Here is a 17870-nt window from a genome sequence, read left to right as displayed (position 1 = left end):
GACAGTTCAATATCTTTGGCTTACATTTCCTTGCTCAACTCAATATTCGAACCCGCCTTGGGGCTAAATAACTGCTGATATAATCGCCCCGCAAATTCATCCGTCATTCCTGAAATATAGTCGGCTAATACCCTATGACTGTTTAAGCCCAACTGCACGCTTTCTCGCCAACGCTCCTGGGTGTTCAGTGGCAATAAACGTTCGGGATCGGAAGCAAAAGCCTCAAATAATCCCATCACAATCTGTTGCCCTTTGTATTCGAGCATTTGCATTTCGGGCTTACGAATTACATATTTATACACCAATTGCTTGAGTACATTGAGTGCAATGGCAAATTCGGGTTCAAGGTTGGCATTAAAGCGTAGCAAAGGCTCTTCGAAAGCGGGATCTTCTGTAATGATAATAGCCGTGACAAAACCATTGACCAAAGTGCCTATGGCATCCTTACGTAGATGATGCTCATGGGAAAACAGTTTTTTGCCGATATCGGCTAACTCTTGCCTAATCCAAGCATCATTGCTGTGGGTCAGTGCCGGGGCAACATCCTGCTGCCATTGGGATGATGTGACTATTCCCATAACGATGGCATCTTCAAGATCATGTACTGCATAGGCGATATCATCCGCCAATTCCATAATCGAGCAATCGAAGGATTTAAACTGGGTTCTCAGGTGAGGATAGTGGTGCAGGGCCGGATGAGTGCTTTGCTGCGCCGAAGTAAAACGCGTTCTATCCGACTCTGATAAGGGGTCAAGCACCCAGGCAAAAATGTCATTATCATCGTCGAATATGCCCTTCACGGGCGGCCATTGTGACGGTTTAAGCTGTCTGTGGCTGGTGATTGCAGTATGCTCACATGGAATAAATAGTTGTGAACGCGGCGCGGGGTACTTCAAAATCCCCAGCATAGTGCGGCGACAGAGATTCATTCCAAAATCTAAGGTGTAGGGTTCAAGCTTAGATAAAATACGAAAGGTTTGACCATTGCCTTCGAAGCCTCCGTGATCGCGCATCATGTAATTCAATGCCACTTCACCACCGTGGCCAAAGGGCGGATGGCCAATATCGTGGGCAAGACATAAGGATTCCAGCAGGCTCATGGAGTCTAATAGCTGTTTATGCTCAGGATATTTACGGATTAATTGGGCAGCGATACCCGTACCAATTTGTGAAACTTCGAGTGAGTGAGTTAACCGAGTGCGATAGAAGTCATTCATTCCCACGCCCAGCACTTGGGTTTTTGCTTGCAGGCGACGAAAGGCGGCGGAGTGGAGGATACGTGCCCTGTCCCTTTGGTAAGGGCTGCGGTGATCGTTGCGCCTTTGTTTATCTTCACCATGGCGGCGTTCTTGCCAAACACTTGAAGTCATATGTATTCCTAACGGCAGTAGAAAATCAAAGCATCTTGTTTATTTCGTCTAAATTCAGGGTAAAACTTGGGACAAAACAATCCATAAAGTACTTCACCGCGGGATCGACATTGGCGGCAAGCATGGCCTCTAGGCGTTTACGGGCGGTATTAAACTCGGTATTACCGGCGCGGTTTTCCTCTAGGCATTTGAGATAGGCACACAGGGTATCGGCGGATTTCACTATGGTCTTGTAAATGGGGTCTGCGTAATCACTGATAAACAGGCTGCGATAATCCTCTTTAAACTCTTCCGGTACCATGTCCAGCATACGCTGTTCGGCAATGGCCTCGATTTTTTTATACTCAGCCTCAATTTCTTTATTGAAGTATTTAACCGGTGTCGGTAAGTCACCCGTAAGGATCTCACTGGCATCGTGAAAAATCGCCAGACTCGTGGCTTGATGAGGATCGAGCGCTGTGCCGAACTTTTTATTGCTGATGATCACCAGTGCATGGGCAACCATAGCAACCTGTAATGAATGTTCTTGTACATTCTCAGGGCGCACATTGTACATCAAGGGCCAGCGTTGAATGAGTTTCATCCGAGCTAAATGGGCAAATAGGTGGCTCATAGTGGTCCTTCTATTGAATTAACTAGATAACGCAATGATCTGCAATGAAAATCACTTGTGCCTATAAGCACAGACTAGCGTTAATCTTTAGACTATCACAGCCAAGAATGACAAGTGAGCGCAAATCCTAGGGATTTTATGAAAAAGACAAAAATAAAGCGATCCCAAGGATCGCTTTACACATCAAAATCTTGCTTCCAACTGATTATTGTTGATAGGTCTCAAGGAAAGCACCAAACTCGGTCAGCGCTTTAGTGAGATCTTCCTTATAGGGTAAGAATACGACACGTAAATGATCGGGTTCAGGCCAATTAAACGCAGTCCCCTGAACGAGTAAGATTTTCTTTTCCCTTAAGAGATCCAGTACCAGACGCTCATCATCCCGCAAATTGAATTTCTTCATATCCAATTTAGGGAAAGCATAAAGTGCACCTTTAGGTTTTTTCACACTCACACCTGGAATTTGGTTGAGTAACTCATAACAGGCATCCCTTTGAACTGTCAGCCGCCCACTTGGCAGGATCAGCTCATTAATACTCTGGTAACCACCTAGGGCCGTTTGGATTGCATGCTGGTTTGGCACATTGGCACACAGGCGCATAGAGGACAGCATCTCTAAGCCTTCGATGTAACTTTTAGCGGCCTTAAGATTGCCAGAGAGCATCATCCAACCGACACGAAATCCTGCAGCGCGATAAGCTTTTGATAGACCATTAAAGGTCACAGTTAAAATATCGTCTGATAGACTCGCCGCAGGAATATGTTTAGCCTCGTCATATAAAATTTTGTCGTAAATTTCATCGGCAAATAGGATAAGACTGTGCTCGCGGCAAAGCTCGACAACCTGCAACAGTAATTCACGGCTATAGACGGCACCGGTTGGATTGTTGGGATTGATCAGTACGATACCGCGGGTACGTGCGGAAATTTTGCTTCTAATGTCATCAAGATCGGGGAACCAATCCGCTTCTTCATCACAGCGATAATGCACGGCTTTGCCGCCCGCAAGGTTAGCCGCCGCCGTCCATAGGGGATAATCGGGGGAGGGGATTAAGATCTCATCATCGGTATTGAGTAAGCCTTGCATGGCCATCACGATAAGTTCTGAAACGCCGTTGCCTATATAGATATCTTCGATATCGACACCAAAAATCCCCTGGGCTTGATAATGCTGCACTATGGCCTTACGGGCAGAGAATAATCCTTTCGACTCACAGTAACCTTGGGCACTGGGTAAATTGAGGATCACATCGCGCACAATTTCTTCTGGCGCTTCGAAACCGAAGGGGGCCGGATTACCAATGTTAAGTTTGAGGATTCGATGACCTTCGTCCTCTAAACGTCTGGCTTCCTTATGCACTGGGCCGCGGATGTCATAGCAAACAGTATCCAGCTTATTGGATTTGATGATAGGGCGCATTTACACCTCGAAACATGCAGTTAATTTGGGCTTAAGTTAGCGCACCATAACGAAATTTTATCGGTTAAGGAAGAGGGTTAAAGCACAGATAACAACTTTTTTTTACAAAACGGGTTAGTTAAATATGCTTTAACAGTCAATTAATGAAATATGTACAAGTTTAAAATTCTAAATATTAATCAAATTTAGGTTTAAATGACTTTTGGTTGGCTGGCATATGATCCGCTTGAAACACTCAGATAGCACTTGAGTAAAGTTGTTGAACTGATACTTCTTACCCACTGATTTTATTTAACACTTTTTTAATAAATAGGGATAATGCCCTGTTCGAGTCTATATTAATAATTAGGCAAATTAACTGAATGCTTATTAAGCATTTTCTACCAAGGAGGTTTTTCATTGATATTGATCAAATATGTTATATATCATAGTGTTATTATTTTATTTTGAGTGAAGGATGAAATTATTTCGCCTCAGAATAAATTTATAGTTGACTCAATATTCGATGCGCTTTATTTTCTGCGCGATGTTTTTGGCAAGGCACCTCAGATAGCAAGCTTTTAGCGGGTTTTATCAGCAGGGTCATCATGAAGCAGCTGTGTTGGCGCTCTGTATCGAGGTGATTTCAGGCGCTGTTCTAAAAACTTTTGCCTTTTAGGCGACTTATTTAGAGGACCTAAGTGCATGTCTGAACCGACAGCGTTAAGTCTTATTCCACCTTTGGTGGTCTTGGTGCTAGCTATTTGGTTACGCCGCCCCATTTTGTCCCTGATCATCGGCGCGGTAACGGGTTTTCTGTTACTCGATCCTGTCCAAGTCTTAAATAATTTTGCCAGTGTCTCATTAAAAGTCATGGCCGATGAAACCATTGGTTGGCTGATTTTAGTCTGTGGTTGTTTTGGTGCCTTAATCGCACTTTTAGTGCGTACAGGCGGTGCACTGGCCTTTGGCCGTAATGCGCTGAAATTTGCCAAAGGGCCTAAATCTTCCCTGTTTATGACCTTTATCCTCGGGATCGTGATTTTTATCGATGATTATCTCAATGCGCTGACCGTGGGTGAAACCATGAAGCGTGTCACAGATAAGTTTAAAGTGTCCCGTGAAATGCTCGCCTATGTTGTCGATTCGACTGCGGCACCTGTGTGCGTACTCGTGCCCTTATCGACTTGGGCGGTATTCTTTGGAGGCTTACTGGTCGATAACGGAGTGGCAGCGGAAGGTCAGGGCATTGCAGTCTACATGCAGGCTATTCCTTACATGCTTTATGCTTGGTTAGCCGTGGCTATGGTGCTACTTGTGGCATTAGGCATAGTACCTGCTATTGGCCCGATGAAAACTGCACAGTTACGTGCGGCTCAAGGTGAGCCTGCACAGGCACAGGTGGATTTTGATCAAGTACAGACCTCCGATGAATATGCGGTTAAAGCGATTGAAGAAGAATTTAAGCATGCCGACAATCAAGGCCAATTGCATAACTTTCTCGTGCCAATCCTGTTACTTGTTGCCTTTACCGTTTATTTTGATATCGACGTGTGGAAAGGCTTGCTAGCGACACTGGTTATTACTCTGCCTTATTATGCGGTGCAGCGTTTGATGCCATTGTCAGAGATGATGGATCAGATGATCGATGGTTTTAAGAGCATGTTACCTGCCATTGGGACTGTGATTGCCGCGTTTGTCTTTAAAGATGTGTGCGATCAGTTATTGCTACCACAGTACGTGATTGACTCCCTAAGCCCCTTTATGACGCCTAAATTGCTACCCGCAGTGGTGTTTTTATCCATGGCGATCCTCGCGTTTGCCACGGGTTCGAGTTGGGGGATTTTTGCGGTGACCATTCCAATCGTGATGCCACTGGCGCAATCGGTTGGAGCGGATATCCCGTTAGTGATTGGTGCCTTGTTGTCGGCATCATCATTTGGTAGCCAAGCGTGCTTCTACTCTGATTCAACGGTTTTGGCGGCGCAGGGCTCAGGTTGTAACTTAGTGAGCCATGCCGTGACTCAGTTGCCCTATGCACTTATTGCTGCAGTGTTTGCGTTTATCGGCTTTATTGTGATTGCCTAACCAAATACAAGCGCGATTAATTTGAAAAACCAGCTGATTAGGCTGGTTTTTTTATGCTTGCGATAAATACCACAGCGTCAAGAGAGTTAAGCTGACTTTGTTATTGCTAAATTATATTTTACGAGCTTGTCATTTATATTTTACGTTTTTGTATTAACTATATAGCTTTTCAACAGCAAGCCTGATTATACTCTGCGTCCTTCATGGTGTTATTTTCAACATTAGCGGCCAACGGATCAAATGGACTCAACCCTTCTTACTGCGTTTTTCCAGCACGGTACAATACGTGATGTCGAATGTTTATTCCCTGATATTTCTGGTTATCCGAGGGGGAAGCTGATGCCAGCCCGAAGCTTTGCTCAGGGGGGCAGAGCTGCGCATTGCCCAAGCGATTTCGATGCAGGCCATTACCGGTGAGTATTCCTACGATCCCATCTTTCCCGATGCCGATCCTGATCTGTTACTCGTCCCCGATTACAGTACCCTAAAAATGATCCCGTGGAGCACAGTACCGCGGGCATTTGCTATCCATGACTGTGTGTTGCTCGATGGCAGTTTATGTCCATTTGCGCCGCGTTCCATTTTAAAAAATGTATTGGCCCGTTACCAAACCCTTGGACTCACGCCTGTTGTCGCCCCCGAGATTGAATTTTATCTGATGGAGGCAAATACCGATCCGAGCGTTCCGTATCAGGCGCCCATTTCGAAAAGTGGTCGTGCTGAAAATGGGCAATCTGCGTTTAGCATGAATATGATCAATGAACTAGCACCATTTTGGGATGAGTTTAATGCCGCCATCGATGCGATGGGGATCAAGGGAGATACTTGGATCCATGAGATGGGGCTATCGCAGTATGAGATTAATTTAGTGCATGGTGATCCACTGGCCTTAGCAGATCAGGCCTTTATGTTTAAATATGCGGCGAAAGAAATCGCCATTAAACATGGCTTGAATGCGATTTTTATGGCTAAACCCATAGCGGGCCAACCCGGCAGTTCTATGCATTTACATCAAAGTGTCGTGGACTCAGAAGGCAAAAATATATTCAGCCATGAGGATGGCAGCGATAGTGAACGTTTCCACCATTACATCGGAGGATTACAGAAGTATTTGCCTGATTTGATGTTGTTATTTGCACCCAATATCAATTCTTTTAGGCGATATATTTCCGGTAGCCAAGCGCCGATTAATTTAAGCTGGGGCGTTGATAACCGCACCACTGGCTTACGTGTGCCATTGAGTGCGCCAGTGGCGAGACGGGTTGAGAATCGTATTGCGGGCGCCGATGCTAATCCCTATTTGATGATTGCGGCATCTTTGGCTGCGGGACTTGCGGGAATGGAAGAAAAACTATCCCCAAGCGCGCCAGAAACCGCTAGTGCCTATGATAGCAGCCATGACTTAGCGCAGACATTTCTCGCTGCATTAACGCAAATGCGCCAAAGTGATTCGGCAAGGCGCTTACTCGGGGATGATTTTATCACGGGTTTTGTGTCGGTGAAGGAAATCGAGTTTCAAAGTTATTTGAGTGAGATAGGCGCATGGGAGCGACGTTTCTTAGGGCCGCAATGTTAGCACTTATTTAATGAGGGGATGTTGCTGGATAACGTCTATTCCCTTGAGTGACTCGACATCCCACAAATCACGCGACTAAAAAACAGCGACAAAAAAGCCAGTGCTTGCACTGGCTTTTCTTCGTCTGGAAACGGGAAGGGCGATTAGACGCGCTTCTTGAATTCGCCAGTACGAGTGTCGATTTCAATCTTGTCGCCTACTTTTACGAAGTCAGCAACGCTGATAGTGCCGCCGCCAGTGATAGTGGCTGGCTTCATCACTTTACCTGAAGTATCGCCACGAGCAGAAGGCTCAGTGTAGGTTACTTCACGTACGATAGTGGTTGGCATTTCAACGGAGATTGCTTTACCGTCGTAGAAAGTCACTTGGCAAGTTTCTTCCATACCGTCAACGATATAAGCCGCTGCATCACCTAGGTTTTCAGCTTCTACGTCGTATTGGTTGTATTCAGCATCCATGAATACAAACATAGGATCAGCAAAGTATGAATAAGTACAATCAAGACGATCTAGGATGATGTCTTCTAACTTATCTTCACCTTTGAAAGTCGTTTCAGTACCAGAGTTAAGCAGTAAGTTTTTCAACTTTAACTTAACGATAGCAGCGTTACGGCCAGAACGAGTTGTTTCAGTTTTCTGCACAACCCATGGGCTGCCATCTAACATGATCACGTTACCAGGACGGATTTCATGAGCAGTTTTCATTACACTATTTCCTATATTTAGATTTTTCTGTTTTCGCGCAGTATCTTAGCTGTTTTTAACGAACTGGACTAGTCGAGTAGCGAGATCTGCAGCATTTAATGCATTAATTGGCCATTGTTTAGCATGGTGCAACAAGGGCAAATTAACAGGATTAAGGTTTTGCCAGTGAAGGCTCACGGCTGATTGCTGTGCTTGGTTGAACGCAAGATTCAATTCAGACCAATAACAAGCAATTTTAGGTGGCAGATTATCGCAGTAAAGTTTGAGAAAAGCTTCTAATTTTACGAGGTGATAATCATCTTCTTGGGGATAAATGTGCCAAATGAAGGGTTTTGCGGCCCATTGGGCGCGTAAAAAGGAATCTTCACCACGCACAATATTAAAATCACAGCTCCACAGCAGGCGATCAAACCCCTGTTGGTCTGTCATGGGTAAAATATGCAAGGTTAAATTGCTATGATTTATCTGCTGACCCGGCACTAGAGCGGCAATATCACAGGGCAGTAAATGCGTCAGACTGTTTAGGCTGCGACCCTTGGGGATCAGCGCATGGATTTTCTCGGCCGATTGCTGCCATAACTCGCATAACGCGGGCAGTGCCTCGGTCTCATAGCTAAAGATGCTAATCACAGTATCTTGAGCCTCAATCCCCTTAAGACCTAGCTGACTAAAAAGCTGTAACTTATTGGCCGTGTCGGCTTGCCAAGCATCGCGCTCGGCAAACAAATCTTGCTCGCAGATGAGTCCACCCGTTTTGGCACTAAAACCAGGAAAGTAGAAATACTTTTTCAAACCACTGGCCTGTAACGATGGCAAACCATGGCAACCTTCTACCCAATCCTCGGCACTTAAATACTCTAAATTCAACCAGATAGGCACAGATTTGGGATCTACTTGATGCATATGCATCAGTTGATTTTTTACCTGTTCAGGTAATTCACAGGCAAAGGCTTCTATGAGCACAGAACCGGCAGTAAACGCTATAGGTAAAGGCTTAGTCCAATGAAAAATATTCACGCCACTAAAAGTTTGCACAGTCTTGAGCGGATCGAGTGTCGGTAATATATGCGAGAAGCTAGCGAGATCGTCGACCCACAAATTGACGGGGATCTGATACTCACTGGCTATCTGCTTGGCTAAACGCCAAGTGACGCCAATATCGCCGTAGTTATCGACGACGGTGCAAAAGATATCCCAGTGGTTGGAGCGGGGCGTGTTGATCATGATTATGGTATGTCGTTATTCAAGGGTGAAACGAGTTGATTGTCGATGTCTATGCATAAAAAAAGCGGCGTCAAGGCCGCTTTCATCGAATGGCTAGCCAAATTAATCTTCTAATTCAGATAAGCACATTTCTTCGTAAATTTGCTTAACCCAAGCATCGACACGTTCTTCGGTCAATTCTGGTTGGCGGTCTTCATCAATCCCTAAACCGATAAAATGGTCGTCATCGACTTGGCCCTTAGAGGCTTCGAAGTTGTATCCGGCCGTTGGCCAATGGCCGATGATAATGCCACCACGCGCCTGAACGATATCACCTACCATGCCCATGGCATCAAGGAAATACTCGGCGTAGTCTTCTTGGTCTCCACAACCAAAAATGGCGACAAGTTTGTCGGTGAAATCGATTTGCTCAAGCTCTGGGAAAAAATCATCCCAGTCGCATTGGGCTTCGCCGTAATACCAGGTTGGGATCCCGAACAGCAGCAGGTCATATTCTGCGATCTGTTCTTTGGTGCTCTTGGCGATATCTTTCACCTCAACCATTTTTTTACCCAGTTTTTTCTGGATCATCTTGGCGACAGCTTCGGTGTTGCCTGTGTCGCTACCGAAAAAAAGACCTACAGTTGCCATTGTCTACCCTTTAATATCTAGTTCACTTATATGTTAATCTTGCTGCTATCGATTGTTCAACATTCAATTTGTTGCTGAAGAATGAATTCGATTAACTGGCTACGGCTGATGTTACTGGCCAATGCCTGCTCATTCAAGGCGTCATACAAATCTTGTGACACCTTTAACTCTATTCGCTTTAATCCTTTGGCTTTATCCCGCTGGATCTGGTTGCGCTTATTGACCTTGAGCTGTTGGCTACGGGACAAAGGATTGCTACGTGGTCGGCCCCGGCGCTTTTCATTGGCAAAAAGGTCAATGGTGGTTCTGTCTGTTGCTTCTTTTGCCATGTTCTTGTTATTTAACCGATCCCTGAACCTTCCCAGGACATCTGGATAATACCTTTTGCAATAAACCCGGCGCAGCCGAGAAATAACACTAACCAAACAATAAATCGACCAAATTTAGGCACATTACCCTGTTTGAGCACATCATGGATGGCCATGCCGATAAAGAAAAATATCGCTGCAAAAAACAGGTTCAGACCAATGGTTTCAATTTGTTCCATGTACTGAGATAACATACTTTCTTAGTCCTCTAGAGTCTTCTAAGGCTAAAAGAGGCGCGAATATATCACATCAAGATGGCGGCTGCTATATGATTTAGGTCATGGATCCTCGTCATTTACATTGCCTGTTTGTCAATAAATTCAGACACAATTCGGTTAAATATGGCCGGTTTTTGCGCATGTAACCAATGGCCACAACCTTCTAAGGTTTTAGCCTGTACCGCAGGGAATTGGCGCATAATCTCTTCACGGTGCTCAGCGGTCACATAGTTTGAATCACCACCACGGATAAAAAGGGTAGGGCCAGTATAGACTTGCTCTAATGCGCCGGGCTGGTTATGCCAGCCGATGATATTGGGATAGCAGGCTTTCAAGCCGCTTAAGTTCATTTTCCAGCGAAAGCCTGTTTCAGTTCGTTGCAGGTTTTTAAGGAGAAATTGGGCCGTGGCTTCATCTATGCCGCCCGCGATTAAGTGAGCAAGGGCGAAGCGACGGTCGGTATGGCCTTCGAGTGGCAGACTTTCTAAGGCAGCAAACACCAGATCATGTCAGGTTGATAGGCCACAGGCGCAATATCGGCAGCGACGAGGCTGATAATACGTTCGGGATAGGCAAGGGCGGTTGCCATGGCAATCTTGCCCCCCATGGAATGGCCGACAATATGCACTCGCTCAAGCTTGAGTTTGTCTAACAATGCCACCATGGCCTTAGCTAAGCTTGGGTAATCCATCTGCGTCCAATGCTCACTCAAGCCGTGGTTCGGTACATCGATGCGGATAACCTGATGATTAGCTTCGAGGACTTGGCCTAAGCTCTTAAGATTATCTAAATTGCCGAATAGTCCATGGATAAGGAGAACGGCTTCTCCTTGACCTGAGGTTACAAAATTCATGGATTTACCTGTGCTGTGGTGCAAAAAGTTTTGCGGATTGTGCCCTTAATACGTTTAGTTTGACAAGAGTGCCGCGGTTTTTGCCCTAGGACAACGCTGAACTTGGCTGCTTTTTCAGCGATTACCCACCTTGTGATAATTTGATGTGCAATTTCACGCATTTTTAGATTAATGATGCTTTATCAGATTGATAGAGATAGATACACTGGGAGGCGATCGCAACGATCCTTTTACTAGGTTCGTCCGTAGTACATTTTTTCGGTTTTGCCTATCGAATAACAAAGGATAATAAGGTTATGAAATATATCGAAGTGGATGAAGAGCTCTATCGTCATATTGCCAGCAAAACAGAACGCATTGGTGAGAGCGCCTCTGACATTCTTCGTCGATTACTCGGCCTGTCCGTCAATACGGTTGAGCAAACCGAGCCACAGGCTATTAGTCAGCCAAGTTTAGAAGCCGCGCAGCCTGAGTCGCAAATTGTATTACCTGTTCAAGCAACGCTCGTGTCTGCCGCTGATTTTAACCAGTTAGTCGATGAGCACAGATTATCATTACAAAAAGGGGCTGTTGGGCGTTTCTTATTTTTGCTCGAGAGTTTATATCAGCAAAGCCAAGAATCCTTTTCACAGATCCTGCTGATCCAAGGCCGCGATCGCCTCTATTTTGCGCGTTCACGTGAAGAATTACTGCAGGCGAGCCCTTCGGCGAACCCGAAGGAAATCGGCAGCAGCGGCTTCTGGGTGACCACAAACAATAATACCGCGAAAAAACGCGCTATTTTATCGGAAGTGTTAGCGCAGTTTGGTTGCGATGCTCAGGTCGCCAGCACTATCGCCGAACGCGTATAAGATTTATCCACGCCGCAACCATACGGCATTTCAAACTATTTAACCGATTTTCCAGTAGGAGAGGATAGGTGGCAATACATCAACGGGCAGGACAAACTGCAAATCAGACGGATCTGGTGAATATTCCAAAACTGATGAGCCATTATTACAGCATCAAACCCAATGTGGATGATGCCGGCCAACGGGTGACCTTTGGCACTTCTGGCCACCGTGGCAGTGCTTTTCTGGGGAGTTTTAACCAAGATCATATCTTGGCCATTACCCAAGCTGTGGTGGATTATCGCCAATCGGTGAATATCGATGGGCCATTGTTCCTTGGCATAGATACCCATGCCTTATCCTACGCCGCTTACGTCTCTGCGATTGAAGTCTTGGCCGCAAATAAAGTGACAGTGCGTATTCAACAACACGATGGTTTTACGCCGACACCTGTGGTTTCCCATGCGGTCATTTGCGCTAATCGTGAGGCAAATATCAATGGTACAGCCCAAAGTGATGGTCTGATCATTACCCCGTCCCATAATCCGCCGCAGGACGGTGGGATCAAATATAATCCTCCCCATGGTGGTCCTGCAGAAGGCAATATCACCGCGTGGATTGAAACGCGTGCCAATGATTATCTACGCGCCCAGCTTAAGGGGGTGAATAAAATCGCCTATGCCGATGCACTGACTTCGGGCTATGTGCATGCCATCGATTTAATCACTCCCTACGTGGCTGATTTAGAAAATGTGATTGATATGCAAGCCATTGCTAATGCAAATCTTAGGCTAGGTGTCGATCCATTAGGTGGCTCGGGTATCCATTATTGGGGGCCGATTGCTCAACACTATGGTATTGATATCACATTAGTTAATGACAGAGTCGACCCGAGTTTTAGCTTTATGCCACTGGATAAAGACGGGAAAATCCGCATGGATTGCTCATCTCCCTATGCGATGGCTGGTTTGCTCGCCCATAAGGACTCCTTCGATTTATGCGTGGGTAATGACCCCGACTATGACAGACACGGTATCGTTTGCCCTGGTACAGGTCTAATGGACCCGAATCATTATCTCGCGGTCGCTATCGATTACTTACTGACCCACAGATCCGAGTGGAGTGATAGCTTAGCCATTGGAAAAACGCTGGTATCGAGCGCGCTTATCGATAAAATCTGCGCCTTCCACGGTAAGAAATTGCTCGAAGTGCCCGTTGGCTTTAAGTGGTTTGTCGATGGTTTAGCCGATGCCACCATCGCCTTTGGCGGAGAAGAGAGCGCAGGCGCCGCCTTCCTGCGCCGTGATGGCACGACTTGGTGTACCGACAAAGACGGTTTTATTTTGGTACTGCTTGCAGCAGAAATGCTTGCGGTTACAGGTAAAACACCGGGACAACGTCATCAGGAGCTGGTCGCTCAGTTCGGTCAAAGCTTCTATAAGCGCATTGATAGCCCGATTAGCCTCGAAAATAAAGCCAAATTTGCCAAACTCAATGCCGATACCTTAAATGCAACTGAGTTGGCGGGTGAACAGATTGAAGCGGTATTGACCCATGCACCGGGTAACAATGCATCGATTGGCGGCATTAAAGTGACTACGGCTAATGGTTGGTTCGCTGCGCGCCCATCGGGCACCGAAGCCTTATTTAAGATCTACGGTGAGAGCTTTATCAGCGAGCAGCATCTTGCCGAGATCATTAAGGATGCACAGGCATTAATTGATAAGGCCCTTAGCGCGTAAATCCTGACTGCTTTGCCATAAAAAAAAGCACTCAATTCTTTATCGACCTAAGATTGAGTGCGTTTTTGTTTTAGTTTTGCCAAACTCGGCTTAATACTCGATATGACAACTCGGTAAGTTGTTCTTATCGATATAGTTTTGATGGTATTCCTCGGCCACATGGAATTGCTGTAGTGGCACTATCTCTGTCACTATATGGCGCAATCCCCAACGGCCGGAACGGGCAAAAGCGAGTTTTGACGCCTCGGCAATGGCTTTTTGCTCACGGTCATGGAAGAAAATCGTACTGCGATACTGGGTGCCTATATCGCCACCTTGCATGTTCAGGCTAGTTGGATTGTGGTTTTTCCAAAACACATCGAGTAATTCTTCATAACTGACAAGGGCCGGATCAAACTCCACTTGCACGACTTCGGCATGGCCAGTTTTACCTTTCTTGACTTCTTCATAGGTGGTCGCGGCGTTATTGCCGCCCATGTATCCGCAAGTGGCATTCAATACGCCATTCACTTGTCGAAAAAAATATTCTACGCCCCAGAAACAGCCGGCACCGAAGGTTGCTAACGCCATAATTAAATCCAATAGAAGTCTAGATGGCTAAGGATTGTGATAAATCTCCTGCATAAAAGCAAGTATCGGAATGAAAATATATTCCATGCGGACCGCGACCACCTCCCGCTGCGCTTTGTTTATCAACAGGGTTAGCCTCGGTTTTTACAGCAAAATTCAGTTGTACGACCAGAATGACCGAGATACGCCCTAAAAACTTGTGTTAGTATTGATGCGCTTTTAAAGGTGAGTACAGCCGATTGCCGTCATGCACTGTTTTATTGCTCTTGATACTGAGTTTTATTGAACTCGATACTGACCTTTAGCACACCATTATAAGGAGAATTCTGTGTTACAAGCTCTGTTAGATTCAAAGGATTTTTTAGCCTTGACCCTTGCCAATCCCGAGCACCTCGGGGATGAATTCAGCTTTATGCTTGGGGAGCATACCCGAGTGGAAGTATGGGATACGGGGGTGATAGTCTTTGAGCCTGTCCAAAACGAAGGTAAAGATATTATCCTCTCCTGCGGTGTCCATGGTAATGAAACTGCCCCGATCGAACTCTGTAATTCCTTAATCAAACAGCTTCTCCAGCAAAAAATCATCGCTAAGCAACGTACGCTATTTCTTATCGGTAACCCATTAGCGATCAACAATGGCACCCGCATTATCGACGAAAATATGAATCGTCTATTCAGCGGTGAGCATTCCAATCCGCCGGGTTTAGTCAATCCAGAACGGGTGCGGGCGAAAAAGCTTGAAGCCTATGTGGACCGTTTTTTTACCGCTGCGGCAGAAGGTCGGCATCGCATTCACTACGACTTACACACGGCGATGCGTGCCTCGAAGCATGAAAAGTTCGCTATCTATCCCTATCGGCCGGGCCGCGCCTATAGCGGTGAGCAAATCATGTTTTTAGCGGCAAGTGGCGTAGATACAGTGCTGTTTCACCATGAACCGACCACCACTTTTAGCTACTTCTCCTCGGAGCAATACGGCGCCGATGCTTTTACCATTGAGCTAGGCAAGGTCTATCCCATGGGACAAAACGACATGACGCGTTTTATTGCCGCCCAAGAGATGTTTATGCGCTTGATCACTGCTAAGCCGTTAGAGTTGGTTGAATTTGATGCCAATAAGGTGAACTTGTACCAAGTTTGCCGAGTGATTAACAAACACTATGATGATTTTGAATTTACCTTTGCCACCGATGTCGAAAATTTCAGATCTTTCCCTAGGGGCTTTGTGCTTGCGCGGGAAGGTGGGCAAGAAATCAAAGTAGAACAAGAATTTGAAGCCATAGTATTTCCCAACGCTAAGGTGCCTATTGGTAATAGAACGGTGATTTGCCTGATCCCCGCAGTCAATCCGAACGTTCGCTAAGGTTGTAAAGCAATATATACATACAATCCGGGGATAACTTGCGGTTCGGACTGTGCCAACGGTTGATAGGTAGTTTACGTTAACGTAATGTTCGTCCGGCATATTCGTATAAATTAGGCGCCGCAACTCTTTTGCGACGTAACGAGATAACAAGAGCACAATATGAGCAAAGCAACACTCAACACTGATACAGTGCACCGTGTCGGCTTCTTGGATAAGGCATCGCTTCACATTCCTATCCTGAGAATTCTACAAGCAGATGGCACTACCTATGAAACCGCGGTTTTGCCTGTAATAGATGAAGCCCTAGCCACCAAAATTTATGATACCTGTGTGTTCACTCGGGTACTCGATGAACGTATGTTAGGCGCTCAACGTCAAGGGCGCATCAGCTTCTACATGACGTGTACGGGCGAAGAGGCGGCGATTGTTGGCAGTGTTGCAGCACTCGATCAAGAGGATGTTATCCTCGCGCAATATCGCGAACATGCGGCGCTGCGTTACCGCGGTTTTACGACTGAACAGTTTATGAACCAAATGTTCAGTAATGAGAAAGACCTAGGTAAAGGTCGTCAAATGCCGATCCATTACGGTAGTGCAGCATTGCACTATCAAACGATTTCATCGCCACTGGCGACGCAAATCCCACAGGCGACAGGCGTTGGTTACAGCCTGAAAATGCAGGGCAAGCGTAATGTCGCCGTCTGTTATTTCGGCGAAGGCGCGGCGTCAGAAGGGGACTTCCATGCGGGTCTCAACATGGCGGCAGTATTAAAATGCCCAGTGATTTTCTTCTGTCGTAACAATGGCTACGCCATTTCAACTCCAACCGAAGAGCAGTTTGCTGGCAACGGTATCGCGAGTCGTGGGGTGGGTTATGGTATGCACACCATTCGGGTTGACGGTAACGATATGTTGGCCGTATTAGCCGCAACCCAACAGGCTCGCGCCTATGCGATTGAGCATAATGCGCCAGTACTGATTGAAGCGATGACCTATCGTCTCGGTGCTCACTCTTCTTCAGACGATCCGTCTGGCTATCGTTCTAAAGATGAAGAAGCTAAGTGGCAACAACATGATCCGGTGAAACGTTTTAAGCTATGGCTCATCAATAAAGGTTGGTTAGCCGAAGCAGATGATGTGAAATTGCATGAGCAATACCGTGAGGAAGTCCTAGCTGCGGTAAAAGTAGCTGAAAAACTCCCAGTGCCTATGCTGGATGAAATTATTGAAGATGTGTACGACAAACCAACGCCTGCACTGAAAAAACAGCTCAGCGAGCTTAAAGAACACATCAAAAAATATCCGCAATCCTATCCCAAAAGCGCAGGGAGGCTATAAGCCGTGGCAGAAATGAATATGTTACAGGCCGTCAATGAGGCCTTATCTATCGCCATGCAAGCCGATGAGCGCATGGTAGTGTTTGGCGAAGACGTTGGCCACTTTGGTGGTGTATTTCGTGCAACTTCGGGGCTTCAAGAGAAATTTGGCCGTGATCGTTGCTTTAACACGCCGCTGACAGAGCAAGGTATTGCAGGTTTTGCTAACGGTTTAGCCTCAAATGGCATGACAGCCGTGGCCGAGATCCAATTTGCCGATTATATCTTTCCGGCGTTTGATCAAATCGTTAACGAAGCCGCCAAGTTCCGTTACCGCAGCGGTAATGAGTTCAATGTGGGCAGTTTAGTGTTCCGTACACCCTACGGTGGCGGTATTGCCGGTGGTCATTATCACTCCCAGTCACCTGAAGCGTATTTTACCCAAACCCCAGGCTTAAAAGTGGTGGTGCCCCGTAATCCTGAGCAAGCCAAAGGTTTACTATTGGCGTCAATTCGCGATAAAAACCCTGTGGTGTTTTTTGAACCTAAGCGTTTGTACCGCGCCTCCGTTGGTGAAGTGCCCTCAGGTGACTATGAAATCGAACTGGGCAAGGCCGAAGTAATTCGTGAAGGTAAAGACATTACTCTCGTCGCTTGGGGCGCACAGATGGAAATCCTTGAAAAGGCAGCCGAGATGGCGGCTAAAGAAGGTATTTCCTGTGAGGTTATCGATCTTCGCACTTTAGCACCTTGGGATGTAGATACTATCGCCGATTCAGTTAAAAAGACGGGACGACTGCTTATCAACCACGAAGCGCCGCTGACGGGTGGCTTTGCGGGGGAAATTGCGGCAACGATTCAACAGGAGTGTTTCTTATATCTCGAGTCGCCCATCAGCCGAGTGTGTGGTTTAGATACACCATATCCACTCGTCCATGAAAAAGAATATATGCCCGATGCGCTTAAGACATTTGAAGCCATCAAAGCATCAGTGAACTTCTAG

At 46.2% G+C, this 17870-nt stretch carries 16 protein-coding genes and 1 pseudogene; 7 read left to right on the top strand and 10 right to left on the bottom strand.

Features of this window, described 5'->3' with window-relative positions; genetic code table 11:
• Positions 1-20: 20 nt before the first annotated feature.
• The 3 genes from SOHN41_RS09605 to SOHN41_RS09595 all read right to left on the bottom strand — a co-directional run bounded on the left by SOHN41_RS09605 (position 21) and on the right by SOHN41_RS09595 (position 3403).
• Positions 21-1370, bottom strand: coding sequence for an anti-phage deoxyguanosine triphosphatase (locus tag SOHN41_RS09605; RefSeq protein ID WP_007648275.1), 1350 nt, complete (start codon positions 1368-1370; stop codon positions 21-23).
• 25 nt (positions 1371-1395) lie between these two features.
• A complete protein-coding gene (gene yfbR / locus SOHN41_RS09600; protein WP_007648273.1) occupies positions 1396-1983 on the bottom strand; it encodes a 5'-deoxynucleotidase in 588 nt (195 codons plus the stop codon).
• A 205-nt stretch (positions 1984-2188) separates the two neighbouring features.
• Positions 2189-3403, bottom strand: coding sequence for a pyridoxal phosphate-dependent aminotransferase (locus SOHN41_RS09595; RefSeq protein WP_007648271.1), 1215 nt, complete (start codon positions 3401-3403; stop codon positions 2189-2191).
• A 684-nt stretch (positions 3404-4087) separates the two neighbouring features.
• On the opposite strand from SOHN41_RS09595, the gene SOHN41_RS09590 reads away from it, so the two are divergent.
• Together SOHN41_RS09590 and SOHN41_RS09585 are read left to right on the top strand one after the other, a co-directional pair.
• Complete coding sequence (locus tag SOHN41_RS09590) at positions 4088-5470, top strand: Na+/H+ antiporter NhaC family protein (protein ID WP_007648270.1); 1383 nt, start codon at positions 4088-4090, stop codon at positions 5468-5470.
• A 397-nt stretch (positions 5471-5867) separates the two neighbouring features.
• Positions 5868-7046, top strand: a complete 1179-nt coding sequence (locus SOHN41_RS09585; protein ID WP_237703915.1) for a glutamine synthetase family protein — start codon at positions 5868-5870, stop codon at positions 7044-7046.
• A 143-nt stretch (positions 7047-7189) separates the two neighbouring features.
• Here the strand turns inward: SOHN41_RS09585 and efp are convergent, their stop codons facing one another.
• The 6 genes and pseudogenes from efp to SOHN41_RS09555 form a co-directional block, all read right to left on the bottom strand.
• Entirely contained in the window at positions 7190-7750 is a 561-nt protein-coding gene (gene efp, locus SOHN41_RS09580; protein ID WP_007648268.1) for an elongation factor P, read from the bottom strand.
• 45 nt (positions 7751-7795) lie between these two features.
• Positions 7796-8974, bottom strand: a complete 1179-nt coding sequence (gene earP, locus SOHN41_RS09575) for an elongation factor P maturation arginine rhamnosyltransferase EarP (protein WP_007648267.1) — start codon at positions 8972-8974, stop codon at positions 7796-7798.
• Positions 8975-9076: 102 nt separating this feature from the next.
• Complete coding sequence (gene fldA, locus SOHN41_RS09570) at positions 9077-9604, bottom strand: flavodoxin FldA (RefSeq protein ID WP_007648266.1); 528 nt, start codon at positions 9602-9604, stop codon at positions 9077-9079.
• A 56-nt stretch (positions 9605-9660) separates the two neighbouring features.
• Positions 9661-9933, bottom strand: a complete 273-nt coding sequence (gene ybfE, locus SOHN41_RS09565; protein ID WP_007648264.1) for a LexA regulated protein — start codon at positions 9931-9933, stop codon at positions 9661-9663.
• 11 nt (positions 9934-9944) lie between these two features.
• Positions 9945-10166 (bottom strand): DUF2788 domain-containing protein, encoded by a 222-nt coding sequence (locus SOHN41_RS09560; RefSeq protein WP_007648263.1) that lies wholly within the window; start codon positions 10164-10166, stop codon positions 9945-9947.
• Positions 10167-10267: 101 nt separating this feature from the next.
• A pseudogene (locus SOHN41_RS09555) lies at positions 10268-11043 on the bottom strand (alpha/beta fold hydrolase).
• Positions 11044-11339: 296 nt separating this feature from the next.
• On the opposite strand from SOHN41_RS09555, the gene seqA reads away from it, so the two are divergent.
• Both seqA and pgm read left to right on the top strand, forming a co-directional pair.
• Positions 11340-11894 carry a replication initiation negative regulator SeqA gene (seqA, locus tag SOHN41_RS09550; protein ID WP_007648259.1) on the top strand — a complete coding sequence of 185 codons (555 nt, stop codon included), beginning with the start codon at positions 11340-11342 and terminating at the stop codon, positions 11892-11894.
• Between the two features lie 68 nt (positions 11895-11962).
• Positions 11963-13615: a phosphoglucomutase (alpha-D-glucose-1,6-bisphosphate-dependent) gene (gene pgm / locus SOHN41_RS09545; RefSeq protein WP_007648258.1), complete on the top strand. Its 1653-nt coding sequence runs from the start codon at positions 11963-11965 to the stop codon at positions 13613-13615.
• Positions 13616-13705: 90 nt separating this feature from the next.
• Here pgm and msrA read toward each other — a convergent pair whose 3' ends face one another.
• Positions 13706-14185 (bottom strand): peptide-methionine (S)-S-oxide reductase MsrA, encoded by a 480-nt coding sequence (msrA, locus tag SOHN41_RS09540; RefSeq protein WP_007648257.1) that lies wholly within the window; start codon positions 14183-14185, stop codon positions 13706-13708.
• 328 nt (positions 14186-14513) lie between these two features.
• Between msrA and astE the strand changes: the two genes are divergently transcribed.
• From astE to SOHN41_RS09525, 3 genes are all read left to right on the top strand, one after another.
• Positions 14514-15548 (top strand): succinylglutamate desuccinylase, encoded by a 1035-nt coding sequence (gene astE, locus SOHN41_RS09535; RefSeq protein ID WP_007648256.1) that lies wholly within the window; start codon positions 14514-14516, stop codon positions 15546-15548.
• A gap of 162 nt (positions 15549-15710) precedes the next feature.
• A complete protein-coding gene (locus tag SOHN41_RS09530) occupies positions 15711-16889 on the top strand; it encodes a thiamine pyrophosphate-dependent dehydrogenase E1 component subunit alpha (protein WP_037458668.1) in 1179 nt (392 codons plus the stop codon).
• Between the two features lie 3 nt (positions 16890-16892).
• Complete coding sequence (locus SOHN41_RS09525; protein ID WP_007648246.1) at positions 16893-17870, top strand: alpha-ketoacid dehydrogenase subunit beta; 978 nt, start codon at positions 16893-16895, stop codon at positions 17868-17870.

This window comes from Shewanella sp. HN-41 (genome assembly GCF_000217915.1).
Lineage (GTDB): Bacteria > Pseudomonadota > Gammaproteobacteria > Enterobacterales > Shewanellaceae > Shewanella.
Note: the sequence above shows the minus strand (reverse complement) of the source record. Positions and strands in the feature narration are given on the sequence as shown.